General features: G+C 61.3%; 15 protein-coding genes. 8 read left to right on the forward strand and 7 right to left on the reverse strand.

Annotated elements, in window-relative coordinates; genetic code table 11:
* The first annotated feature begins 5 nt into the window (after positions 1-5).
* From lhpI to ACZ3HH_RS16695, 8 genes are all read left to right on the forward strand, one after another.
* Positions 6-1784 carry a cis-3-hydroxy-L-proline dehydratase gene (gene lhpI, locus ACZ3HH_RS16660; protein ID WP_465805925.1) on the forward strand — a complete coding sequence of 593 codons (1779 nt, stop codon included), beginning with the start codon at positions 6-8 and terminating at the stop codon, positions 1782-1784.
* A complete protein-coding gene (locus ACZ3HH_RS16665; RefSeq protein WP_465805927.1) occupies positions 1777-2442 on the forward strand; it encodes an amino acid ABC transporter permease in 666 nt (221 codons plus the stop codon). Before lhpI ends, ACZ3HH_RS16665 begins: the two co-directional genes overlap by 8 nt.
* Positions 2443-2452: 10 nt before the next feature.
* Positions 2453-3103, forward strand: coding sequence for an amino acid ABC transporter permease (locus tag ACZ3HH_RS16670; protein WP_237881744.1), 651 nt, complete (start codon positions 2453-2455; stop codon positions 3101-3103).
* Entirely contained in the window at positions 3096-3818 is a 723-nt protein-coding gene (locus ACZ3HH_RS16675) for an amino acid ABC transporter ATP-binding protein (RefSeq protein ID WP_305421995.1), read from the forward strand. Before ACZ3HH_RS16670 ends, ACZ3HH_RS16675 begins: the two co-directional genes overlap by 8 nt.
* A gap of 134 nt (positions 3819-3952) precedes the next feature.
* Positions 3953-4981 carry a trans-3-hydroxy-L-proline dehydratase gene (locus ACZ3HH_RS16680; RefSeq protein WP_048395047.1) on the forward strand — a complete coding sequence of 343 codons (1029 nt, stop codon included), beginning with the start codon at positions 3953-3955 and terminating at the stop codon, positions 4979-4981.
* Between the two features lie 294 nt (positions 4982-5275).
* Complete coding sequence (locus tag ACZ3HH_RS16685) at positions 5276-6193, forward strand: dihydrodipicolinate synthase family protein (RefSeq protein WP_007903713.1); 918 nt, start codon at positions 5276-5278, stop codon at positions 6191-6193.
* Between the two features lie 71 nt (positions 6194-6264).
* Complete coding sequence (gene abaF / locus ACZ3HH_RS16690; protein WP_465805931.1) at positions 6265-7662, forward strand: fosfomycin efflux MFS transporter AbaF; 1398 nt, start codon at positions 6265-6267, stop codon at positions 7660-7662.
* Between the two features lie 211 nt (positions 7663-7873).
* Complete coding sequence (locus tag ACZ3HH_RS16695; protein WP_465805933.1) at positions 7874-9454, forward strand: aldehyde dehydrogenase (NADP(+)); 1581 nt, start codon at positions 7874-7876, stop codon at positions 9452-9454.
* Between the two features lie 125 nt (positions 9455-9579).
* Here ACZ3HH_RS16695 and ACZ3HH_RS16700 read toward each other — a convergent pair whose 3' ends face one another.
* From ACZ3HH_RS16700 to ACZ3HH_RS16730, 7 genes are all read right to left on the reverse strand, one after another.
* Positions 9580-10587 carry an Ldh family oxidoreductase gene (locus ACZ3HH_RS16700; protein WP_465805935.1) on the reverse strand — a complete coding sequence of 336 codons (1008 nt, stop codon included), beginning with the start codon at positions 10585-10587 and terminating at the stop codon, positions 9580-9582.
* Positions 10588-10705: 118 nt separating this feature from the next.
* Positions 10706-12343: a fatty acid--CoA ligase gene (locus ACZ3HH_RS16705; protein WP_465805938.1), complete on the reverse strand. Its 1638-nt coding sequence runs from the start codon at positions 12341-12343 to the stop codon at positions 10706-10708.
* Between the two features lie 20 nt (positions 12344-12363).
* On the reverse strand, positions 12364-14142 hold the full coding sequence (locus tag ACZ3HH_RS16710; RefSeq protein ID WP_465805940.1) for an acyl-CoA dehydrogenase C-terminal domain-containing protein: 1779 nt from the start codon (positions 14140-14142) through the stop codon (positions 12364-12366).
* 7 nt (positions 14143-14149) lie between these two features.
* Positions 14150-16669: an efflux RND transporter permease subunit gene (locus ACZ3HH_RS16715; protein WP_465805942.1), complete on the reverse strand. Its 2520-nt coding sequence runs from the start codon at positions 16667-16669 to the stop codon at positions 14150-14152.
* Between the two features lie 31 nt (positions 16670-16700).
* On the reverse strand, positions 16701-17774 hold the full coding sequence (locus ACZ3HH_RS16720) for a WD40/YVTN/BNR-like repeat-containing protein (RefSeq protein WP_465805944.1): 1074 nt from the start codon (positions 17772-17774) through the stop codon (positions 16701-16703).
* A 123-nt stretch (positions 17775-17897) separates the two neighbouring features.
* A complete protein-coding gene (locus tag ACZ3HH_RS16725; RefSeq protein WP_465805946.1) occupies positions 17898-19256 on the reverse strand; it encodes a DUF1329 domain-containing protein in 1359 nt (452 codons plus the stop codon).
* Between the two features lie 41 nt (positions 19257-19297).
* Positions 19298-21307 carry a DUF1302 domain-containing protein gene (locus ACZ3HH_RS16730; RefSeq protein WP_465805948.1) on the reverse strand — a complete coding sequence of 670 codons (2010 nt, stop codon included), beginning with the start codon at positions 21305-21307 and terminating at the stop codon, positions 19298-19300.
* Positions 21308-21381: the final 74 nt, after the last annotated feature.

The raw sequence follows: 21381 nt of genomic DNA on the forward strand, positions 1-21381 counted from the left end.
CCGGCATGCCTAGGCCCACTTCTCTGACCGGTCGCAGCCTGGTCGCGGGCGCCGCCGAGGGCGCCCTGCTGTTCGCCGATATCGGGTTGAGTTTCTGGGGCGGGGTCGATCCGTACAGCGGAGAGATCATTGACCGTCACCACCCGCTCAGCGGCGAATACCTGGCCGGCCGCGTGTTGGCCATCCCCAGCGGTCGCGGCTCGTGCACCGGCAGTAGCGTGTTGATGGAACTGATCAGTAACGGTCACGCACCGGCTGCACTGGTGCTGGCCGAGCCCGATGAGATCCTGACCCTGGGCGTGCTCGTGGCACAGACCATTTTCGAGCGTTCCCTGCCGGTGCTGTGCATCGGCCGGGAGGCCTTCGCCGCTCTGCGCGGCAAGGCTTTCGCTCGGGTCGAGGACTCAACGCTGAGCCTGTTCGAGCACCTGCCGGACGATGCCTGGCAGGCACTCGACAGCCCTTTGCCGAGCACCGATATCGCCACCGCGATCGAACTCACCGAACACGACCGGGCGCTGCTCGACGGTCAGCATGGCAAGGCCGCGCAGATGGCGATGCAGATCGTCCTGCGCATGGCCGAACTGCAAGGTGCCCGCCGTCTGGTGGATGTCACCCAGGCGCACATCGACGGCTGCATTTATACGGGGCCGGCGAGCCTGCGTTTTGCCCAACAATTGGTGCAATGGGGAGCAACAGTGCGAGTGCCCACCACCCTCAATTCGATTTCCGTGGACCAGCGCCGCTGGCGCGAGCTGGGCATCGACCCGACTCTCGGTGAACCGGCCAGTGCCTTGGGCGATGCCTATATGGCGATGGGTGCACAGCTGAGTTTCACCTGCGCGCCCTACCTGCTCGACAGCGCGCCGAAGGCTGGCGAGCAGATCGTCTGGGCCGAATCCAACGCAGTGGTTTACGCCAACAGCGTGCTCGGCGCACGCACCCTGAAGTACCCGGACTACCTGGACATCTGCATCGCGCTGACTGGCCGCGCCCCGTTGATCGGCTGCCATCTGGACGCGCAACGCAAGGCTCGACTGCAGATCGAGTTGCCCGTTCTGGGTGAACTGGACGACGCCTTCTACCCGCTGCTCGGTTACCACATCGGCGCGCTGGCGGGCAGCCGGATTCCACTGGTGCGCGGGTTGGAAAACCGCAACCCGAGCCTGGACGACCTCAAAGCTTTCGGCGCGGCATTTGCCACCACGTCCGCCGCGCCCTTGTTCCATATCGCCGGGATAACCCCGGAGGCCATCGACCCGTCTCAAGTGCTGGACACGGATAACCGGGTGCCGGTGGAACACATCCTCTTGAAGGATCTGCTAGTCAGCTGGCGCGAACTCAACAGTGCCCACGACAGCCAGGTGGATGTGGTCTCGCTGGGCAATCCGCATTTCTCCCTCAGCGAGTTTTCCCACCTCGCGCGGCTTTGCCTCGGTCGGCACAAACACCCTGACGTGGTCCTCGCCATTACCTGCGGCCGCGCCGTGCTGGAGCAGGCTCGCGAAGCCGGACATATCGCCGTGATCGAAGCTTTCGGCGCCACCCTGGTCACCGATACCTGCTGGTGCATGCTCGGCGAACCGGTGATCCCACCGGCCGCAAAAACCTTGATGACCAACTCCGGCAAATACGCCCATTACGCACCCGGCCTGGTGGGCCGCAAAGTGCATTTCGCCAGCATCAAAGAATGCGTCGATGCCGCCTGCAATGCCACCGCCAGCGGGCGCCTGCCGGCGTGGTTACAACCTGCCGCCCTGATGGAGAGCCCTGCGCATGTTTGATTACAGCTTCCAATGGCGCTCAGCGCTGCGCGCCCTGCCGGACATGCTGGCCGGTGCCGTCGTCACCTTCGAGACCGCTGCGCTGTCGATGATCTTCGGTGTGCTGATCGCCCTGGCCCTGACCGTGATGCGCGAAAGCAAAAACCCGCTGCTGCGCGGCATCGGCAACAGCTGGGTATCGATCGCGCGCAATACCCCGTCGCTGTTCCAGATCTACGTCCTCTACTTCGGCCTCGGCTCGCTGGGCATGCACGTCAGTTCATGGCTCGCCCTGCTGGCCGGGATCACCTTCAACAATGCCGGGTATCTGGCGGAGAACTTTCGCGGTGGCCTCAAGGCCGTCCCGGACACACAAGTGCGCGCCGCACGTTCGCTGGGCATGAGCGCCTTTCAGGCCTACCGCATGATCATCGTCCCGCAGCTGCTGCGGATCGTCTTCTACCCGCTGACTAACCAAATGGTCTGGGCGGTGCTGATGACGTCGCTGGGGGTGATCGTCGGGCTGAACAATGACCTGACCGGCGTGACCCAGGACTACAACGTCAAAACGTTCCGCACCTTCGAGTTCTTCGCCATCGCAGCGGTGCTGTATTACCTGATTGCCAAGGCGATCGTCGCGGCAGCCCGGCTGATGGCCTGGCGGTTGTTCCGTTACTGAGGAGCTGTGCATGTTTAATACCGGGTTTTCCTCCAATGACCTGTTGTTCCTGCTCAATGGCGCCTGGGTCACGCTGCAACTGACGTTCTGGTCGATCATGCTCGGCTCCCTCGCCGGATTGCTCTTCGGCCTTCTGCGGGCCTTGTTGCCGCGGGCCAGTTTGCCCCTGGCCTGGGTGCTGGACGTGTTTCGCAGCGTGCCGTTGCTGATCCAGTTCGTGCTGTTCAACTCACTCAAAAGCATCGTCGGTTTGAACATCAGCGCCTTCAGCGTCGGCTGCATCGTGCTGGGGGTTTACGCCGCCGCGTACTTCACCGAGATCGTGCGCGCTGGCGTGTTGTCGGTGCCGTTCACCGTGCGCCGGGCCAGTCGTTCACTGGGGCTGAGTTTCTTGCAGGACCTGCGCTGGATCGTCCTGCCGATGGCCACACGAGTGGCTTTCCCCGGCTGGCTGAACCTGGTGCTCGGCGTGATGAAAGACACCGCGCTGGTGATGTGGATCGGCATCGTCGAACTGCTGCGCGCCTCGCAAACCATCGTCACCCGCATCCAGGAACCGTTGCTGGTGCTGTGCATCGCGGGCCTTATTTACTACGTCATGAGCCTGGTGGTCGCACGCCTGGGCGCTCGTCTGGAAAGAAGGTGGCAAGAAAATGATTGAGATCGACAACGTACATAAATCCTTCGGCGACCTCGCCGTGGTCAAGGGTGTCAGCCTGACAGTGAACAAGGGCGAGGTGGTGTCGATCATCGGCGGCTCGGGCTCCGGAAAATCGACCCTGCTGATGTGCATCAACGGCCTGGAACCGATCCAGAAAGGCAGCATTCGCGTCGACGGCGTCGAGGTCCATGACAGCGCCACCGACCTCAATCGCCTGCGGCAGAAAATCGGCATTGTGTTCCAGCAATGGAATGCCTTTCCGCACCTGACAGTGCTGGAAAACGTGATGCTGGCACCGCGTAAGGTCTTGGGAAAAAGCAAGGCTGAAGCCGAGGCTTTGGCAGTGCAGCAACTGACCCATGTGGGCCTGGGCGACAAGCTCAAGACCTTCCCCGGCAAGTTGTCCGGCGGTCAGCAGCAACGCATGGCCATCGCTCGCGCCTTGGCGATGTCGCCGGACTACATGCTGTTCGACGAAGCCACGTCGGCCCTCGATCCGCAATTGGTCGGCGAGGTGCTGGACACCATGCGCATGCTCGCCGAAGACGGTATGACCATGGTGCTGGTGACCCACGAAATCCGCTTTGCCCGCGATGTCTCCGACCGCGTGGCGTTCTTTCGCAATGGCCTGGTGCACGAGATCGGCTCGCCGGATCAGGTGATTGGTAATCCGGTGCATGCGGAAACGGCGGCTTTTCTGAAATCGGTGAAGTAACGGATGGCCCCATCGCGGGCAAGCCCGCTCCCACAGGTATCTGTGTTGGCCACCAATTTTGTGTACACCATCAAACCCTGTGGGAGCGGGCTTGCCCGCGATGAGGCCTCGACAGGCAATAGAAGGAGCAAACCATGCGCTCATCGAAAGTGATTCATGTAGTCAGCTGCCACGCCGAAGGCGAAGTCGGCGATGTGATCGTCGGCGGTGTCGCCCCACCACCGGGCGCCACTGTGTGGGAGCAATCGCGCTGGATCGCCAAAGATCAGACACTGCGCAACTTCGTGCTCAACGAGCCTCGCGGCGGCGTGTTCCGTCACGTCAATCTGCTGGTGCCGGCCAAGGATCCTCGGGCGCAAATGGCCTGGATCATCATGGAACCGGCGGACACACCACCGATGTCCGGTTCCAATTCGCTGTGCGTCGCCACGGTGCTGCTGGACAGCGGCATTCTGCCGATGACCGAACCGCAAACCCGACTGGTGCTCGAAGCGCCCGGCGGCCTGATCGAGGCCGTGGCCGATTGCCGTGATGGCAAGGTCGAGCGGGTAGAAATCAAGAACGTACCCTCCTTCGCTGACCGCCTCGACGCCTGGATCGAAGTCGAAGGCCTCGGCTCGTTGCAGGTCGACACTGCGTATGGCGGCGACAGCTTTGTGATCGCTGACGCTGAACGCCTGGGCTTTTCCATTCGTCCTGATGAGGCTGCCGACCTGGTGGCGGTAGGGTTGAAAATCACTCGCGCAGCCAATGAACAATTGGGCTTCGTCCATCCGCTGAACCCCGAGTGGTCACATATTTCCTTCTGCCAGATTGCCGCGCCCATCGTCGTTGAAAACGGCATCGCCACTGGCGCCAACGCAGTGGTGATTCAACCCGGCAAAATCGACCGCTCGCCCACCGGCACTGGCTGCTCGGCACGCATGGCGGTGCTGCAGGCCAAGGGTTTGATGCAGGTGGGCGAGCGCTTTATTGGCCGTTCGATCATCGGCTCCGAATTCCACTGCCGCATCGATTCCCTGACCGAAGTGGCCGGACGCCCGGCGATCTACCCGTGCATTTCTGGCCGCGCATGGATCACCGGCACCCACCAATTGCTGCTCGATCCGAGCGATCCGTGGCCACAGGGCTATCGCTTGTCTGACACCTGGCCGGGTGCCTGACGTCGAAGCGAAGAGCTTTTGTGGCTAGGCCAGCTTTTGTGGCGAGGGAGCTTGCTCCCGTTCGGCTGCGCAGCAGTCGTAAAACCAGAGCATCGGTTGTTTCAGACATACCGCGATTACAGCATTGGGGCTGCTGCGCAACCCAGCGGGAGCAAGCTCCCTCGCCACAAAAGCTCTCTCACCACAGGGATTTCACCCCACAAAAAAAACCTGACTAATTGAAAAAAACACTAGCCGAGTCATTGGTATTTAAAATATCGTATACGAAATACAATTAACGAACCGGAGGCAACAATGAGCAAGCGTATTAACTGGAGTGGCGTCTTCCCCGCGGTGACCACTCAATTCAACGATGACTTTTCCATCAACCTGGAAAAAACCCATCAGGTGATTTCCAACGTGATCCGTGACGGCGTATCGGGCCTGGTGGTGTGCGGTTCGGTGGGGGAAAACACCTCATTGACCGCCGAAGAAAAAATCGCCGTGACCGAAGTCGCGGTCGACGCCTCCCGCGGCCGCGTGCCAGTGATCTGCGGTGTGGCCGAGTTCACCAGCGTGCAAGCGGCCAAGGTCGCCAATGCCGTGCGCCGGGTCGGCGTCGACGGCGTGATGTTGATGCCGGCGCTGGTCTACGGTTCCAAGCCGTTCGAGACCGCCGAGCACTACCGCTACGTGGCGAAAAATGCCGACGTACCGTTGATGGTCTACAACAACCCGCCGATCTACAAAAACGACGTCACCCCGGACATCCTGATTTCCCTGGCCGACTGCGACAACGTGGTGTGCTTCAAGGATTCGTCCGGCGATACCCGTCGTTTCATCGACGTGCGCAATGAAGTCGGCGACCGTTTCGTGCTGTTCGCCGGTCTCGACGACGTGGTGCTGGAAAGCATCGCGGTGGGTGCCGAAGGCTGGGTCTCGGGCATGTCGAACGTGTTCCCGAAAGAAGGCGAAACCATCTTCCGCCTGGCCAAGGCCGGTCGCTTCGCCGAAGCCATGCCGATCTACGAATGGCTGATGCCGATCCTGCACCTCGATGCCCGCGCCGACCTGGTGCAATGCATCAAGCTCTGCGAAGCCATCGCCGGTCGCGGCAGCGCGCTGACCCGTCCGCCACGCCTGGCCCTGCCGGAAGCCGATCGGGTGTTCGTCGAGCAGATCATGGCCAAGGCCCTGGCTAACCGTCCGGAGTTGCCAGACGTCGGTCTCTGAGTGATTGCCGGGCGGGTCTTTGCGGACCCGGCCCGGCTGCCTGTTTTTGCGCCTCTACAGGAAACGCCAGCATGTCCAATCCTCTACACACGCAAAACGCAACCACCCCCTCGGGACTCAAACGCGTAGTGGCCGCCGCCATGGCCGGCACCGTTGCCGAGTGGTACGAATTCTTTCTCTACGGCACTGCCTCGGCACTGGTCTTCGGCCAGTTGTTCTTCCGCCAGACCGACAGCCCGATTGACGGCATCATCGCCGCCTTCGCCTTGTACGCGGTCGGCTTTCTCGCTCGACCGTTGGGTGGTCTGGTGTTCGGTCACTACGGTGACAAATTCGGCCGCAAACGCCTGCTGCAACTGAGCCTGGTGGTGGTCGGTATCACGACTTTTCTGATGGGCTGCCTGCCCGGCTTCGACCAGATCGGCTATGCCGCGCCGGTGCTATTGGTGCTGCTGCGGCTGATCCAGGGCTTTGCCTTTGGCGGTGAATGGGGCGGCGCGATTCTTCTGGTGTCCGAACACTGCCCGGATAATCGCCGAGGCTTCTGGGCCAGTTGGCCGCAAGCCGGGGTGCCGGCCGGCAACCTGGTGGCCACCGTCGCCCTGCTGCTGTTGTCGTCGAACCTATCGGAAGAACAATTCCTCGCCTGGGGTTGGCGCGTGGCGTTCTGGTTCTCGGCGGTGGTGGTGCTGATCGGCTACTGGATTCGCACCAGCGTCGATGACGCGCCGATCTTCAAACAAGCCCAGGCCCGTCAGGCACAGACCAAGCAGCAACAGTTGGGTGTGGTCGAAGTGCTGCGTCATCACTGGCGCGCCGTGCTGGTCGGGATCGGCGCACGCTTTGCCGAGAACATTCTCTATTACACCGTGGTTACCTTTTCGATCACTTACCTGAAACTGGTGGTGCACAAGGACACCTCGGAAATTCTGCTGCTGATGTTCGGCGCGCACTTGGTGCACTTCTTCCTGATTCCGTTGATGGGGTATCTGTCGGACATAGTGGGACGCAAACCGATCTACCTGACCGGCGCGGTGCTCACTGCGTTCTGGGGCTTTATCGGTTTCCCGATGATGGACACCGGCAACAACTGGCTGATCATGGCGGCCATCATCCTGGGTCTGGGCATCGAGTCGATGACCTATGCGCCCTACTCGGCGCTGATGGCCGAAATGTTCCCGACCCACGTGCGCTACACCGCACTTTCCCTGTGCTACCAGGTGGCGCCGATTTTCGCCGGTTCCCTGGCCCCGCTGATCGCCATCACCTTGCTCAACAAATATCACAGCTCGACACCCATCGCCTGGTACCTGGTGGGCGCCGCGTTGATTTCCATCGTGGCCGTCGGCCTGACCCGGGAAACCCGTGGCAAGTCATTGCACCAGGTGGATGCGGAATCGGCTGCACGCATTGCTGCGCTGGATAGCGCCGCGCCGGCCATGGCGCGTCGGGGTGATTCGTTGGTTTGAGCCTTGTACCTGTCACACCCCACTTTGTGGCGAGGGAGCTTGCTCCCGCTCGAGTGCGCAGCACTCGCAAAATAGGCAATTGTTGCCGCTATTTTGGGGCCGCTACGCAGCCCAACGCGAGCAAGCTCGCTCGCCACAAAACAGCGCACGACTCAGCACCTTGATTGACCTTCAACGGTCCTGCCTCACCTTTCCCGACAGGAGTTTTCCCATGCCCGAGATCATCGGCCACAACTACATCGGCGGCGCCCGTAGCGCCGCTGGCAGCATCACCCTGCACAGCCACGACGCAAGTACCGGCGAAGCACTGCCCTACTCGTTCATGCAAGCCACCGTGGAAGAAGTAGACGCCGCCGCCCAGGCCGCTGCTGCCGCTTACCCGGCCTTTCGCAACTTGCCGGCAACTCGCCGTGCAGAATTTCTTGAGGCCATCGCCGCGCAACTGGATGCCCTGGATGATGAATTCGTCGCTCTGGTCACCCGCGAAACCGCCCTGCCGACCGGGCGCATTCAAGGTGAACGCAACCGTACCAGCGGCCAAATGCGCCTGTTCGCTCAGGTTCTGCGTCGGGGCGATTTCTACGGTGCGCGCATCGATCGCGCCTTGCCCGAACGTCAGCCACTGCCACGGGTCGACCTGCGCCAATACCGGATCGGCGTCGGTCCGGTGGCCGTGTTCGGCGCCAGTAATTTCCCGCTGGCCTTTTCCACCGCCGGTGGTGACACCGCTGCCGCCCTGGCCGCCGGTTGCCCGGTGGTGTTCAAGGCGCACAGCGGACACATGGCGACCGCCGAACGCGTGGCCGATGCAATCATCCGTGCCGCCGAGCAAACCGACATGCCCAAAGGTGTGTTCAACATGATCTACGGTGCGGGCGTCGGTGAAGCGCTGGTCAAGCATCCGGCGATCCAGGCCGTCGGTTTTACCGGCTCGCTAAAAGGCGGTCGCGCCCTCTGTGACATGGCCGCCGCACGGCCACAACCGATCCCGGTGTTCGCCGAGATGAGCAGCATCAACCCGGTGCTGGTATTGCCTGAAGCCCTGATCGCCCGTGGCGAGAAAATCGCCGGTGAACTGGTGGCGTCGGTGGTCCAGGGTTGCGGTCAGTTCTGTACCAATCCGGCGTTGGTGATCGGCATGCGCTCCCCCCACTTCAACGCTTTCATCGCGCGGCTCAGTAGCTTGATGGCCGAACAACCGGCGCAAACCATGCTCAATGCCGGCACCCTCGGCAGCTACCAAAAAGGCGTGCAGGCCTTGCTCGATCATCCGGGAATAACCCATCTGGCGGGCCAGGATCAGCACGGCAATCAAGCGCGGCCACAACTGTTCAAGGCCGACGTCAGTCTGCTGCTCAAGGGTGATCCGCTGTTGCAGGAAGAAGTGTTCGGCCCGACCACCCTCGTCGTCGAAGTGGCCGATAAGGCCGAGTTGCGACAAGCGCTGAACAGCTTGCACGGTCAACTCACCGCCACGTTGATTGGCGAAGCACAGGACCTGAAGGAATACGCCGATCTGCTGGTACTGCTGGAACAAAAAGTCGGCCGGGTACTGTTCAACGGCTACCCCACCGGTGTTGAAGTCTGCGATGCCATGGTGCATGGCGGACCTTATCCGGCGACCTCCGATGCGCGCGGCACTTCGGTCGGGAGCCTGGCCATCGAGCGTTTCCTGCGCCCGGTGTGCTACCAGAACTGCCCAGACGCCTTGCTGCCCGACGCCCTGAAAAACGCCAATCCGCTGGGCATTGCGCGACTGGTTGATGGCAACAGCCATCGCGACCCGGTTTAACAAACACTCGAAAACTGTGGGAGCGGGCTTGCCCGCGATGACGTCGGCACCTTCAAATTGAACGTGACTGACACACCGCTATCGCGGGCAAGCCCGCTCCCACAGGGTTGAGCACTCTGATTCAATCAGACGAGCAAGGCCGTCAGATCGTTGTACAGCGCCTCGGGAATCTGTATTCCCTCCACCACACTGCGTGCCCGCGCCGCATAACGCCGTTGCGACGGCAGGCGTGCGCCCTGCCCTTCAATGCCCTGAAACAACACCTCGGCCCGGGCCAAATGTTCCTCAGTGGCGTCCCCCAGAAAACGCCGCGGATCCAGCGCGATGATCAACTCGCCATGGTACGGCGATGACTTGCTGCCCGCGTCGTAGGCCAGCGACTCGGCACTGGTCAAATCACCGATCAAAGGCCCGGCGATCAACTCCACCATCGCCGCCAGCGCCGAACCTTTGTGCCCACCGAACGTCAGCATCGCGCCGCTGTCGAGCACGACGTTGGCATCGGTGCTCGGCCGGCCTTCAGCGTCCACGCCCCACCCCTCGGGAATCGCCTTGCCGGCACGCCGATGCAACTCGATATCCCCACGGGCAATCGCACTGGTGGCGAAGTCGAACACAAATGGATCCTGCCCCGCCCGCGGCCAGCCAAAGGCAATGGGATTGGTGCCAAACACCGGCACACGTCCCCCGGCCGGTGCCACCCAGGCATGGCTCGGATTACACGCCAACGCCACCAAACCAACGGCGGTCAACTGCTCGATCTCCACCCACAGCGCCGAGAAATGCACACAGCGATTGATCGCCAACGCCGCAATCCCGTTGGTTCGGGTTTTCTCCGCCAGCAACCCAAGCCCCGCCTGAAACGCCAATTGCGAGAAACCACCCCCTGCGTCCACCCGCACGATCGACGGCGCCTGGTCGACCACCTGCGGCTCGGCATCGGCCGACACCTTGCCGGCCCGCAGGGAATTCACGCAGCCCAGAATCCGGTACAAACCGTGGGAGGCACAGCCATCGCGCTCTCCGGCGATCACCGTCGCCGCCACCGCTTGCGTGTGGGCAAGGTTGAAACCGTTGTGCAACAGGATCGATTCGGCCAACTCGCGGGCTTGAATCAGGGTCAGTCGGATCATGCTCATCTCCTTGGACAGACCGCTCAGCGTGGTCTATCCGCAGAGGTGTGGCTTGATGGGTTTGGGCGCGAGGGATGACGAAATTGGCACAGGGTTGGCGAGGTGAGCATCTTTCAGCTCAATTCGCTTGCCGGATCAGCTTCTTATCAATCTTCCCGACACTGGTTTTGGGGATCTCGGCGACGAACTTGAACTGCTTGGGGATCGCCCATTTGTTGATGCGGCCACGCTCGACAAACCCTTGCAGGTGCACCTCCAAAATCTTGCTGTCGAGATACTGCCCAGGCTCGCACACCACCAGCGCCATCGGCCGTTCACCCCATTGCTCATCGGCAATGCCCACGACCGCGACCGACATCACCGCCGCGTGTTCGCTGATCAGGCTTTCCAGTTCCAGGGAGCTGATCCACTCCCCGCCCGTCTTGATGACATCCTTGATTCGATCTTTGATTTCCACCCCTCCCAAGGCGTCAATGGAGGCCAGATCGCCGGTGTGCATCCAGCCATTGTGCCAAAGCTCGGCACCCTTTTCGGGCTCCTTCAAATAGCCTTGGGTCAGCCAGGGTGCGCGCACCACGATCTCGCCCAGAGACTCGCCGTCATGGGCAACGTCATTGCCATTGGCATCGATGATTTTCAGGTCGACCATCGGCACCGGCGTGCCAGTCTTGATGCGGATGGCCAGTTGGGCTTGCGTGGATTGTTCGAGGTCTTCATCACGCAGGTACGTCAGGCACAGCAATGGGCAGGTTTCCGACATGCCGTAACCGCTGTGCACCTGAATACCTTTGGCACTCGCTTCGCTGGCAATTCCCAGCGTCAGTGCGCTGCCACCCAAGAGCATTTTCCAGCCATCGAAACGGGTCTGTGCCGCTTCTTCGCAGTTCAGGATCATTTGCAAAACGGTCGGCACGCAATGGGAAAAAGTGACCTTTTCCTCACGATACAGCCTGACCAGGCTGTTGGGTTCGTAGCGGCCGGGGTACACCTGTTTGAGCCCCATCAGGGTGGCGACATAAGGCACACCCCAGGCATGCACGTGAAACATCGGGGTGATGGGCATGTACACATCATCGGAACGCAGCAACGGCAGGCCTTGATAGACGCCCAAAGTGCCCACGGCATTCAAGGTGTGCAGGACCAATTGGCGGTGGGTGAAATACACGCCTTTAGGGTCGCCTGTGGTGCCCGTGGTGTAGAAAAGGGTCGCCACCGAGTTTTCATCGAAATCGGGAAAGTCGTACTGGTCTGCGGCCCTGGACAACAGGTTTTCATACTCCCCCAGCACCGGTAACCACGTATCGATTGCTGTATCGTCCGTGAGCTGCAGGTAACCTTTGACGGTTTCAAGCCGGCCCTGAATCTGTTCAACCAGCGGCAGGAAATCATCATGCACCAGCACCAGGTCGTCCTCGGCATGGTTCATGGTGAAGAGCACCTGATCCGGCGAAAGACGAATGTTCACGGTATGCAGCACCGCACCGATCATCGGTACCGCAAAGAAGCATTCCAGGTAGCGATGGCTGTCCCAGTCGAGCAAGGCCACGGTATCACCGGCCTTGACGCCGGCAGCGGTCAAGGCGTTGGCCAGCCTGCGGATCCGCTGGTTGAGGGTCTGGTAGCTGTAGCGCAGTTTATCGGCGTAGACGATTTCCCGGCCCGGTTCGTAGCGCACGCCAGACAGCAATAATTGCTTGATCAGCAAGGGATAGGCATAGGCGCCATCGGCGGGCGGAATTATTTTTGTCGCCATCATGGTTGTGGTTCCTTGTCCTTTCAGAACTGATCAGCTTGCAACGCATAGAGGCACTCGCTGCCGGCCTTGGCCGACGCGCTCAACGAGTGGATGCGTGGCAGCAACCGGGCGAAGTAGAAACGTGCGGTGACCAGTTTGCTGGCGTAAAAATCATCCTTGGAATGCGTGCTCATGGCGGCCTTGGCCATTCGCGCCCACATGTAGGCGTACGCGGTGTAGCCGAACACGTGCAGGTACTCGACCGAAGCCGCGCCGATTTCATTCGGGTTGCTCTGGGCTCGGTCCAGCAGCCATGCGGTCAGTTCGTCGAGGGTGTCCACGGCGGCGTTCAACGGTTTGGTGAACTCGCCGAGGTCAGCGCAGGCATTGGCGGTAAACTTGCGGATTTCCGAAGCGAACAGCCGGTAGAGTGCCCCGCCGCTGCCAACGATTTTGCGCCCAGCCAGGTCCAGCGACTGGATGCCATTGGTGCCTTCATAGATCTGGGTGATGCGCACATCGCGAATCAATTGCTCCTGGCCCCATTCGCGAATGTAGCCGTGGCCGCCGAAGATCTGCTGGCCGTGCACCGTGGTTTCCAGCCCCATGTCGGTGAGGAACGCCTTGGCCACCGGGGTCAGCAGCGACACCAGTTCCTGGGCGCGGGTGCGGGTTGCCGCGTCATCGCTGTACTTGGCGGTATCCAGTTGCAGCGCCACGTAGCTGGAGAACGCACGCCCGCCCTCGTTCAAGGCTTTCATGGTCAACAGCATGCGTCGTACATCCGGATGCACGATGATCGGATCGGCGGCCTTGTCCTTGCTCTGCGCGCCGGTCGGTGAACGGCTTTGCAGACGGTCACGGGCGTATTCAACCGCGTTCTGGTACGAGCGCTCACCCAACGCCAGGCCCTGGATGCCCACGCCAAGGCGTTCGTAATTCATCATCGTGAACATTGCCGCGAGGCCTTTGTTCGGCGCGTCGACAATCCAGCCAGTCGCCCCGTCAAAATTCATCACACAGGTGGCGGATGCCTTGATGCCCATCTTGTGCTCGATGGAACCGCAGGACAGCGAGTTGCGCTCGCCCAGCGAGCCATCGTCATTGACCAGCACCTTGGGCACCAGAAACAGCGAAATTCCCTTGGGACCGGCCGGTGCATCCGGCAATCGGGCCAGCACCAAATGAATGATGTTTTCGGTCAGGTCGTGCTCGCCGCCGGTGATGAAAATCTTGCTGCCGCTGATCTTGAAACTGCCGTCGGCCTGGGGTTCGGCGCGAGTGCGAATCAGGCCCAAGTCAGTACCGGCATGCGCCTCGGTCAGGCACATTGAACCGGTCCAGGTGCCGGCATACATGTTCGGCAAATAGCGTTCCTTCAGTTCCTGACTGGCGTGGGCATTGATCGACAGGCACGCACCGGCGGTGAGCATCGGGTACAAGCCGAACGACAGACTGGCCGAGTTGACCATCTCCTCGACCTGAGCCGAAATGGCCTTGGGCATGCCCATGCCACCGAACTGCGGGTCGCCACCAACCCCCACCCAACCGCCTTCGGCGAATGCCTGGTAGGTCGCAACAAAACCGTCCGGAGCCGTGACCGCGCCGTTGTTCCAGGTGCAGCCCTGCTCGTCGCTGCTGCGGTTCAGCGGCGCGACCACTTCGGCGCTGATCTTGCCGGCCTCTTCAAGAATTGCGGCGGCGGTTTCTTCATCAATCACCTCGGCCAGGCCAGGCAATTGGGCCCATAGCCGGGACACCTGAAAAACCTCGTTGAGTACGAAGCGCATGTCGCGCAAAGGAGCTTTGTAATCAGACATTGTTGGCTTACTCGGAAGTGGTCAGGGCATGCGACATGCCAGGACGTTCAGTGGATTCAGTGTTTTCGGCTACCGCAACGGCACCGGACTCAGGGGTCCGTTCGCGCAGCAGGAAGTACGACAGGGCCGGGATCAGAATCAGCGCGCCGAGCATGTTCCACAGGAACATGAAGGTCAGCAGGATGCCCATGTCGGCCTGGAACTTGATCGGCGACCAGACCCAGCACACCACGCCCGCCGCGAGGGTGATGCCCACCAACCCGACCACCCGGCCGGTGAACGACACGGCGTTGCGGTAGGCTTGGGACAAAGGCAAACCCTGGCGCTGGAAGTGCAATTGCACGCTGAGCAAGTACAGGGCGTAGTCGACGCCGATGCCCACGCCGAGGGCGATCACCGGCAGGGTCGCGACCTTCACGCCAATGCCCATGACCACCATCAACGCCTCGCAAAGGATCGAGGTCAGCACCAGTGGCAACAGTGCCACCAGCGTCGCGCGCCAACTGCGGAAGGTGATCAGGCAGAACAGCGTCACCGCCGCATAGACGTAAAGCAGCATGGTGCGATTGGCCTCGCGCACCACAATGTTGGTCGCCGCCTCAATCCCGGCCGACCCGGCCGCCAGCAGAAACTGGCGATCTTCGCTGTTGTTCTCCCGGGCGAATTTTTCGGCGATGCCCACCACGGCATCCAGCGTCTCGGCCTTGTGATCCTTGAGGAAGGTGATCACCGGCATCAGCGAACAATCGGTGTTGAACAACTCCGGGGAGTTGACCGAGGCTTGCTGCGCGGCGTAGTTCAGCACGTCCTGATTGCGCTGGATGCTGTTGAGCTTGGGGTTGCCTTCATAAGTACCGGCGGTGATTTGGCGCACCGCGTTGACCAACGAAGCCGTCGCCTGCACGCCCGGATACTGCTGCAGCTCCCAGGCCAGACGGTCGGCGAGGACCAGCGTCTTGTAGTTCAAGCAGCCTTCCGGCGCGGTCTTGATCATCACCGCGAACAGGTCGCTGGACAGCGCGTAGTGGCTGGTGATGTAGGCGTTGTCACGGTTATAGCGAGAGTCGGCACGCAACTCCGGTGCGCCACTTTCCAGGTCGCCGATCTTCAGCTGCAGGCTGACCATGAAGCCGCCAATGCCCATCAATACCGCGACCAATACCGCCCCCGTGGCCCATTTGGCCGTGGTGAAGCGGTCGAGCAAGTCCCACAGTTTGCCGAAGCCTTTGTGCCCTTCTGCGCGCGTGTCGATTTTCAGCGCACGCTCGGCCGCCTTGGTGCCGACGCCGATATAAGACAGCGCCACCGGCATCAGCAACAGCGAGGTAAAAATCAGCACCGCCACACCAATACTGGCGGTGATCGCCAAGTCGCGGATCACCGGAATGTCGATCAGCATCAGCACCGCGAACCCGACAGCGTCGGCCAGCAGCGCGGTGACGCCGGCAATGAACAGACGGCGGAAGGTGTAGCGTGCGGCGATCAGTCTGTGGGTGCCACGGGCGATGTCTTGCATGATGCCGTTCATTTTCTGCGCCGCGTGGGACACACCGATGGCGAAGATCAGGAAAGGCACGAGTACCGAGTAAGGATCGATGGCATAGCCCAGCCAGGCGACGATGCCGAGTTGCCAGACCACCGCGATCAGCGAGCAGCCGACCACCAGCAAGGTGCTGCGCATGCAACGGGTGTAGGTGTAAATGATGATCAGCGAAGTGGCGACGGCCAGGCCGAAGAACATCATCACCTGGATCAGGCCGTCGATCAGGTCGCCCATCAGTTTGGCGAAACCGATCACCCGGACTTTGTACTGGCCCTTGCCCTCCTCCCCGGCCTTGCGTGCAGCGCTGCTACCTGCGAACTCGATCTTGTCGCGCAACTGCTCTTCGAGCATCTGCGAAAAGGCGTGGTAGTCGATGCGCTGACCGCTGGCCGTGGCCTTGTCCAGCAGCGGCACGATCAGCATGCTCGATTTGTAGTCGCTGGCCACCAGACTGCCGACGATACCGGCACGGGAAATGTTCTGGCGTAGCTGTTCTATTTCTTCTGGCTTGCCCTGGTAGGTATCGGGCATCACCGGGCCACCCTGGAAACCTTCCTCGGTGACTTCAGTCCAGCGTACCGCCGGGCTCCACAACGATTTCATCCATGCGCGGTCGACGCCTTCGGTGACGAACAGCTGATCGTTGACCTGTTTGAGCACGTCAAGATAAGCGGGGTCGAAGATATCGCCCTGAGTGTTCTCCACCACCACTCGTACCGAGTTACCCAGACCGCGCAGCGACTGACGGTTTTCGAGGAAATTCTGGATGTACGGCTGGCTCTGCGGAATCATCTTTTCAAAGCTTGGACGCAACTCCAGGCGAGTTGCGGCCATGTAGCCCAGCACCACGGTGGCCAGCGCCATCAGCAGCATGAACAGCGGGCGATAGTTGAACACCAACCGCTCCAGCCGATTGCCGGAATGGTGGTCGAAGTCCCGCAGATCGCGGATCACCGGCATGGTTTCTTGTTTGGTATGGCCCATGTCTGGGTTCTCGCTCTAAGGGTTCGAGGGCTTATTCAACGGACAGCGTCCGTGCACCACGGCTGCCAACCACCACCAGCGCACCGTCGGCGGACTGAATGGCGTCGGTCACCGGTGTCGGTGCCCGTTGCTGAACCAGCTGCAATTGCGCGCCTGTGCCCTGGCTGACCAGCATCTGCCCGCCCTGGGTGAACAAGCGGTAGTTGCCACGGCCGTCGACGAGGCCGGCAGTGATGCTGACGCGCAGGCCACTGTCCAGCGGGGTCCAGCTGAAACCGCCATCGGTGCTGCGCAGCACATTGCCGCGCAAGCCGTAGACGAGCGCTTCCCCAGGTTTGCCGAGCACACCGAAAAAACTGCCCTGATAAGGTGTCTGCATGGCGGCGAAGCGCTGTTTTGCGTCATCCCATTTGAGCAACAAGCCCTGCTCGCCGGCGATGTACAGCGCATCGCCGGTGGAGGCGATGGCGTTGAGGTGAAAGCCCTGCGGGTTGTCGGTGCGGTCCTGGAACGGTGTCCAGCTCTGGCCGCCATCCTCGGTGCGCAGGATCAAATTGAACACCCCGACTACATAGCCGAGGCGGTCATTGGCGAACCAGACATCGAGCAACGGTTTGTCGGCGCCCTGCGCCATCAGGCGCTCACCTTCGGCGACCAGCAATGACCATTGTTCGTTGCCCGGTTCTGCACGGGCCAACGTGCCGTAATGCTTGACCAGCAAGGCCCCGATCTCGCGGCCGTCCAGTTGCTTGCGCCAGGTCGCACCCGCATCGTTGCTGTGCAACACCACGCCATCGTTACCCACCGCCCAGCCCTGGGTGGTGGTCGGAAAACTCACCGCAGTAAGGTCGGCACTGGCCGGCACAGCGGCCTGCTGCCAGTGCTGACCGGAATCATCGGAAAATAGAATATGGCCACGCTGGCCGACGGCGATCACGCGCTCACCGGCGCGGGCCATACCGGACAACGGACTATTGACGGCCAAGGGGCTGCCCCTGACAGGCAGGTCCAGCACATCGACGTAGTCGGCTGCGTGGGTGATGCCCTGCAACACGCCGAGCGCAACGCCAAACGCCAGCTGCAAACAATTTTTATACGAACACATACCGCGTCCTCTTCGGAAAACCGCGCCGGGACACACGTCCGTGTGCCTGACGTTGAAACCTGGCGCCCGCTCGCTCCCACCGCCTCGTGAGCAGTGAGTCGAGCGGGCGTTTTTGCGGTTGGCTCAGCGAATACCGGCGCCGGCCAGGGACTCCGACGACCACTGCGCCTTGGAGAGCGGGTCGATGTACTTGATGCCGCCGTAAGGGCCGACCACACCGTTGATGTTGTAGGTGCCGCCGACCAGGTCGTAGATCATGAACGGCGTGGAGTCCGGCACCTGCTTGTCATAGCTCTGGCTGAGGAAGGCGAAGGAACCGCGATAGAGCTGGCCACGGGCGTCGTATTGATCCGAAGCCAGAGCGGTCCAGCTGTCTTCGTCGAGGTAGAAGCGGCGCTTGGCGTAGATGTGGCGAGCACCGGACTTGAGGGTGCCTTCGACGACCCACACGCGGTGTTTTTCCCAGCGCACGAAGTCCGGCGCGAGGTGATTGGCGGTGGTCAGCGACTTCGGATCCTGGACGTAGGTCAGCTTGTAGGTGTTGTAGGGCACGATCATTTCCTGCTTGCCCGTAAGCTTCCAGTCATAGCGATCCAGCGCCCCGTTGAACACGAACACGTCATCGTAGGTGCCCGCGCCGGCGGTGCCAGGGTTCGGCGTGTCGTAGGCCAGGTTCGGCGCCAGTTTCACCCGACGCTGGCCCGGCAAGTACTGCCAGGCGCGACGTGGTTGCTGCAACGGGTTGGCGGCGTCCTTGAGCATGATCGCTTCACCGGCCCGGCGCGCTGGGCCGGTGTAAGAGAGCTTCATCTGGTAGTACACATCGGCGCTGCTGATCGGCTGCGTCAGGTTTTCGTAGATCGGATAGGAAATGAACGCCTGCCCGGTGATCGCCAGGCTCGCAACGCCAGCGGAATCGACGTTCCACGAGTCGTACTTGGTGTTGATACTCACGCCCTGATAACGCAACAGGAAGTTCCACATCGCTTCGTTGCCCGACTGCGGGATCGGGAACGGTGCGCCCGGCAGCACGTTGTCGATGGCCAGTCCACCTTCGAGCGACTTGGCGCCGCTGGCGTTCTTCACGCCGTTATCCAGGATGGCTTGGGGCAGCGAGACGGTGCGGTGAGTCGGGAATACATCGACACGGAAAGTCGGGAAGCGCTTGGCCAGTTCGACCGTGGTGGCGCTGAGCATATTCTTGTACTGATCGACGTTCTTGCCGTCGATTACCAGCAGCGGTTTTTCGTTGGCGAACGGGTCCGGACGCATGCTGTCGCCGGCTTTGAAACTGGCCGGCGGCGTGGTCAGGCCACCGTTGTAGGCGGGGATGGAACCATCAGCGTTCCCGGCCTTTTCGGCGCCCACCAAGGTCAGGCTGCTGCCGAGTTTCGCAACGTCCTGGGGTGAAACAGCGGCCTGTGCCTGGGCGGCAAGGACCATGGCCAGCGAAGCGGCCAACACGGTTTTTACAAATTTCATCTTGTTATTCTCCTGCTTGCATTGAGCAAATCAGTGGTGAATCAAAAAGTGGTTTTCATCGTCAGGTAAACGGCGCCACGGTCCTCGGTCGTGGCACCCCCACCGGAGAAGGCCGAGTAGCCACCGCCGTAGCACGCGTAGTTTTCATTGCCGCTAAAGGCATTGGGTGTGGAGCCGTCGCCGCTGCCGGCATTGGCCGCGCCGGTGCTCAGACCGCTGGCGTCGCACTTGTCGGTCTTGCCGAAGGAATCCACGTACTTCAGATCAACGAAGTATTTGTTGTACACAACGGCGCCGAGGCCGATGGCGTAGTTACCGGTGTCTTTGGCACCGCCGCCAGACACCGGTGACACGCCGTCGAGGCCGACGTTGATGGACATCGGCGCGTTGAGGTCGACGCCGGGAAACACCTGGTACCAGGTCGGTGTGAAGTTGACCGCGATGCCCCAGTTGTCCCGGGTCGGCTGGTCGATGCCGCGATAGGTGTCCTTGCCCTTGTAGAGCGCCTCGTTCTTGCTATCGAGTTTGAGCAGGTTGCTGTAGTACAACTCGGCGAGCAGGCTGGCCGAATCGAACACCGGTGTTTTCGGGAAGGTCATCAGGCCATTGAGCGTCCAGTGCAACGTGTCACCGGTGGCACTCATGCTGTCGCCCTTTTGCGGGGTGTCATAGATCACACCGGTGGCCGCCGTGCGGGCCGGCAACAGCCCAAGACCTGCGCCCAAACCCCGCGGCCCTGTCGAGCTGACAACGGCGGGAATACTGGCCAGCGGCATGTTGTGACGAATGTTCAGGTCCGAACCGACACTGATACCGCCGACATCCTTGGACAGGCTCAGGCCGAAGATCTGAATGTTGTCGGCATAGGCCAGTTGATAGGTGCTGGTGCTCAACGAATTGAGGGTGTTGACCACCGCCGGCACCATGCCGGCAGGCGGGGTACCGTTGGGATTGGCCGAGGTCAGCCCGGTGGCGTTCAACCAGGCTTGCGGCAGGATTTCCGAGGTTTCGCGGTAGTAGACACCGAGGGTGCCATCCAGCCAGGCCGGCGACCATTTGGCCATCACACCCCAGTCGCCGCGCTTGTCCGGCGTCAGGTCATGACCGCGACGCACGTTGGTCAAGCCATTGCACGGTGCCAGACCACACCCCAGCGGACTGCCCGGCACCACGCCATTGGTGTTGCCCAGCAGGAACGACTGCGCACCGAAACCGACCAGATCGGAACCGCCATAGTAAGTACCGGCTTCAGGCAGGCGGGCGGCATCCCAATCGAGGAAATACTGGGCGCCCACGGTCAATTCGGGATTGACGGTGAACGACATCGACAACTGGTTACGCGGAACGAACAGTTCCTTGGCTTCGGTACCCGGCGAGGCAGCCAGTTTGGCCAGGTCCAGGCCGGACTGGCCGTAGCTGACCGCATGCACCGGGTTGAGGATGGTTTCACCCCAGAACACGTTGTGTTGACCGGCCTTGACACTCAACAGCGACTCCTCACCCACTTCGGTGCTGTAGAACACGAAGGCATCGAGGATTTCGCCGGAGGGACCGGTGTAGTAACGCTGTGCGTAGTTGCTCAGGTGCGGGCTGCCATTGCCGACATTGTCGCCGGTGACCCCGGCCAGGCGCGGATCGTTGGCGACCAGGCCCGACCGTGCGTCATTGCCGTTGACGAACGGATTGGAATTGGAACCAGTGTTCTCGTACGCCTTGTCGTACCAACTGGCGGCACTGACGCGAAAGCCCATGTGGTTCTGGTAAACCACATCCATCTCGGTCAACAGGTCAACGCGGTTGGTGATGTTGGTTCCGGCCTTGCGGAAGTTGTAGTCGCCATCGTTGTTGTTCGGTGTCGCCAACATGCGCTTGTCGGCGCTTTCGGTGCGGACGCCGTAGTTGTACTTCATGGTGTTATCAAAACGCACGGTCCAGTCCGGGTTACCTGTGTCGAGTTCGACCGCCTGCGCGACCGGCACGGCGGCCAGAATGGCCGAGGCCAACAAGGTGTAACGCGAGGGTGCGAACCCGTGACTCTTATTGTTGTGCATTGCGTTGTCTCCGCCTTTTTGTATTTGTTTTAAGCGCAGCCGCCCTCGCGCAACCCTTGTTCCAGGGATTTGCG

This window comes from Pseudomonas sp. PME37.24/025 (assembly GCF_055556615.1).

What these genes read in the sequence shown, in the direction of transcription:
- abaF (WP_465805931.1), top strand. Translation starts at nt 6,265, where the DNA reads ATGTCCAATCCTCTACACACGCAAAACGCAACCACCCCCTCGGGACTC.
- ACZ3HH_RS16720 (WP_465805944.1), bottom strand. Translation starts at nt 17,774, where the DNA reads ATGTGTTCGTATAAAAATTGTTTGCAGCTGGCGTTTGGCGTTGCGCTC.
- lhpI (WP_465805925.1), top strand. Translation starts at nt 6, where the DNA reads ATGCCTAGGCCCACTTCTCTGACCGGTCGCAGCCTGGTCGCGGGCGCC.
- ACZ3HH_RS16680 (WP_048395047.1), top strand. Translation starts at nt 3,953, where the DNA reads ATGCGCTCATCGAAAGTGATTCATGTAGTCAGCTGCCACGCCGAAGGC.
- ACZ3HH_RS16715 (WP_465805942.1), bottom strand. Translation starts at nt 16,669, where the DNA reads ATGGGCCATACCAAACAAGAAACCATGCCGGTGATCCGCGATCTGCGG.
- ACZ3HH_RS16675 (WP_305421995.1), top strand. Translation starts at nt 3,096, where the DNA reads ATGATTGAGATCGACAACGTACATAAATCCTTCGGCGACCTCGCCGTG.
- ACZ3HH_RS16705 (WP_465805938.1), bottom strand. Translation starts at nt 12,343, where the DNA reads ATGATGGCGACAAAAATAATTCCGCCCGCCGATGGCGCCTATGCCTAT.
- ACZ3HH_RS16710 (WP_465805940.1), bottom strand. Translation starts at nt 14,142, where the DNA reads ATGTCTGATTACAAAGCTCCTTTGCGCGACATGCGCTTCGTACTCAAC.
- ACZ3HH_RS16670 (WP_237881744.1), top strand. Translation starts at nt 2,453, where the DNA reads ATGTTTAATACCGGGTTTTCCTCCAATGACCTGTTGTTCCTGCTCAAT.
- ACZ3HH_RS16700 (WP_465805935.1), bottom strand. Translation starts at nt 10,587, where the DNA reads ATGATCCGACTGACCCTGATTCAAGCCCGCGAGTTGGCCGAATCGATC.
- ACZ3HH_RS16730 (WP_465805948.1), bottom strand. Translation starts at nt 21,307, where the DNA reads ATGCACAACAATAAGAGTCACGGGTTCGCACCCTCGCGTTACACCTTG.
- ACZ3HH_RS16695 (WP_465805933.1), top strand. Translation starts at nt 7,874, where the DNA reads ATGCCCGAGATCATCGGCCACAACTACATCGGCGGCGCCCGTAGCGCC.
- ACZ3HH_RS16665 (WP_465805927.1), top strand. Translation starts at nt 1,777, where the DNA reads ATGTTTGATTACAGCTTCCAATGGCGCTCAGCGCTGCGCGCCCTGCCG.
- ACZ3HH_RS16685 (WP_007903713.1), top strand. Translation starts at nt 5,276, where the DNA reads ATGAGCAAGCGTATTAACTGGAGTGGCGTCTTCCCCGCGGTGACCACT.
- ACZ3HH_RS16725 (WP_465805946.1), bottom strand. Translation starts at nt 19,256, where the DNA reads ATGAAATTTGTAAAAACCGTGTTGGCCGCTTCGCTGGCCATGGTCCTT.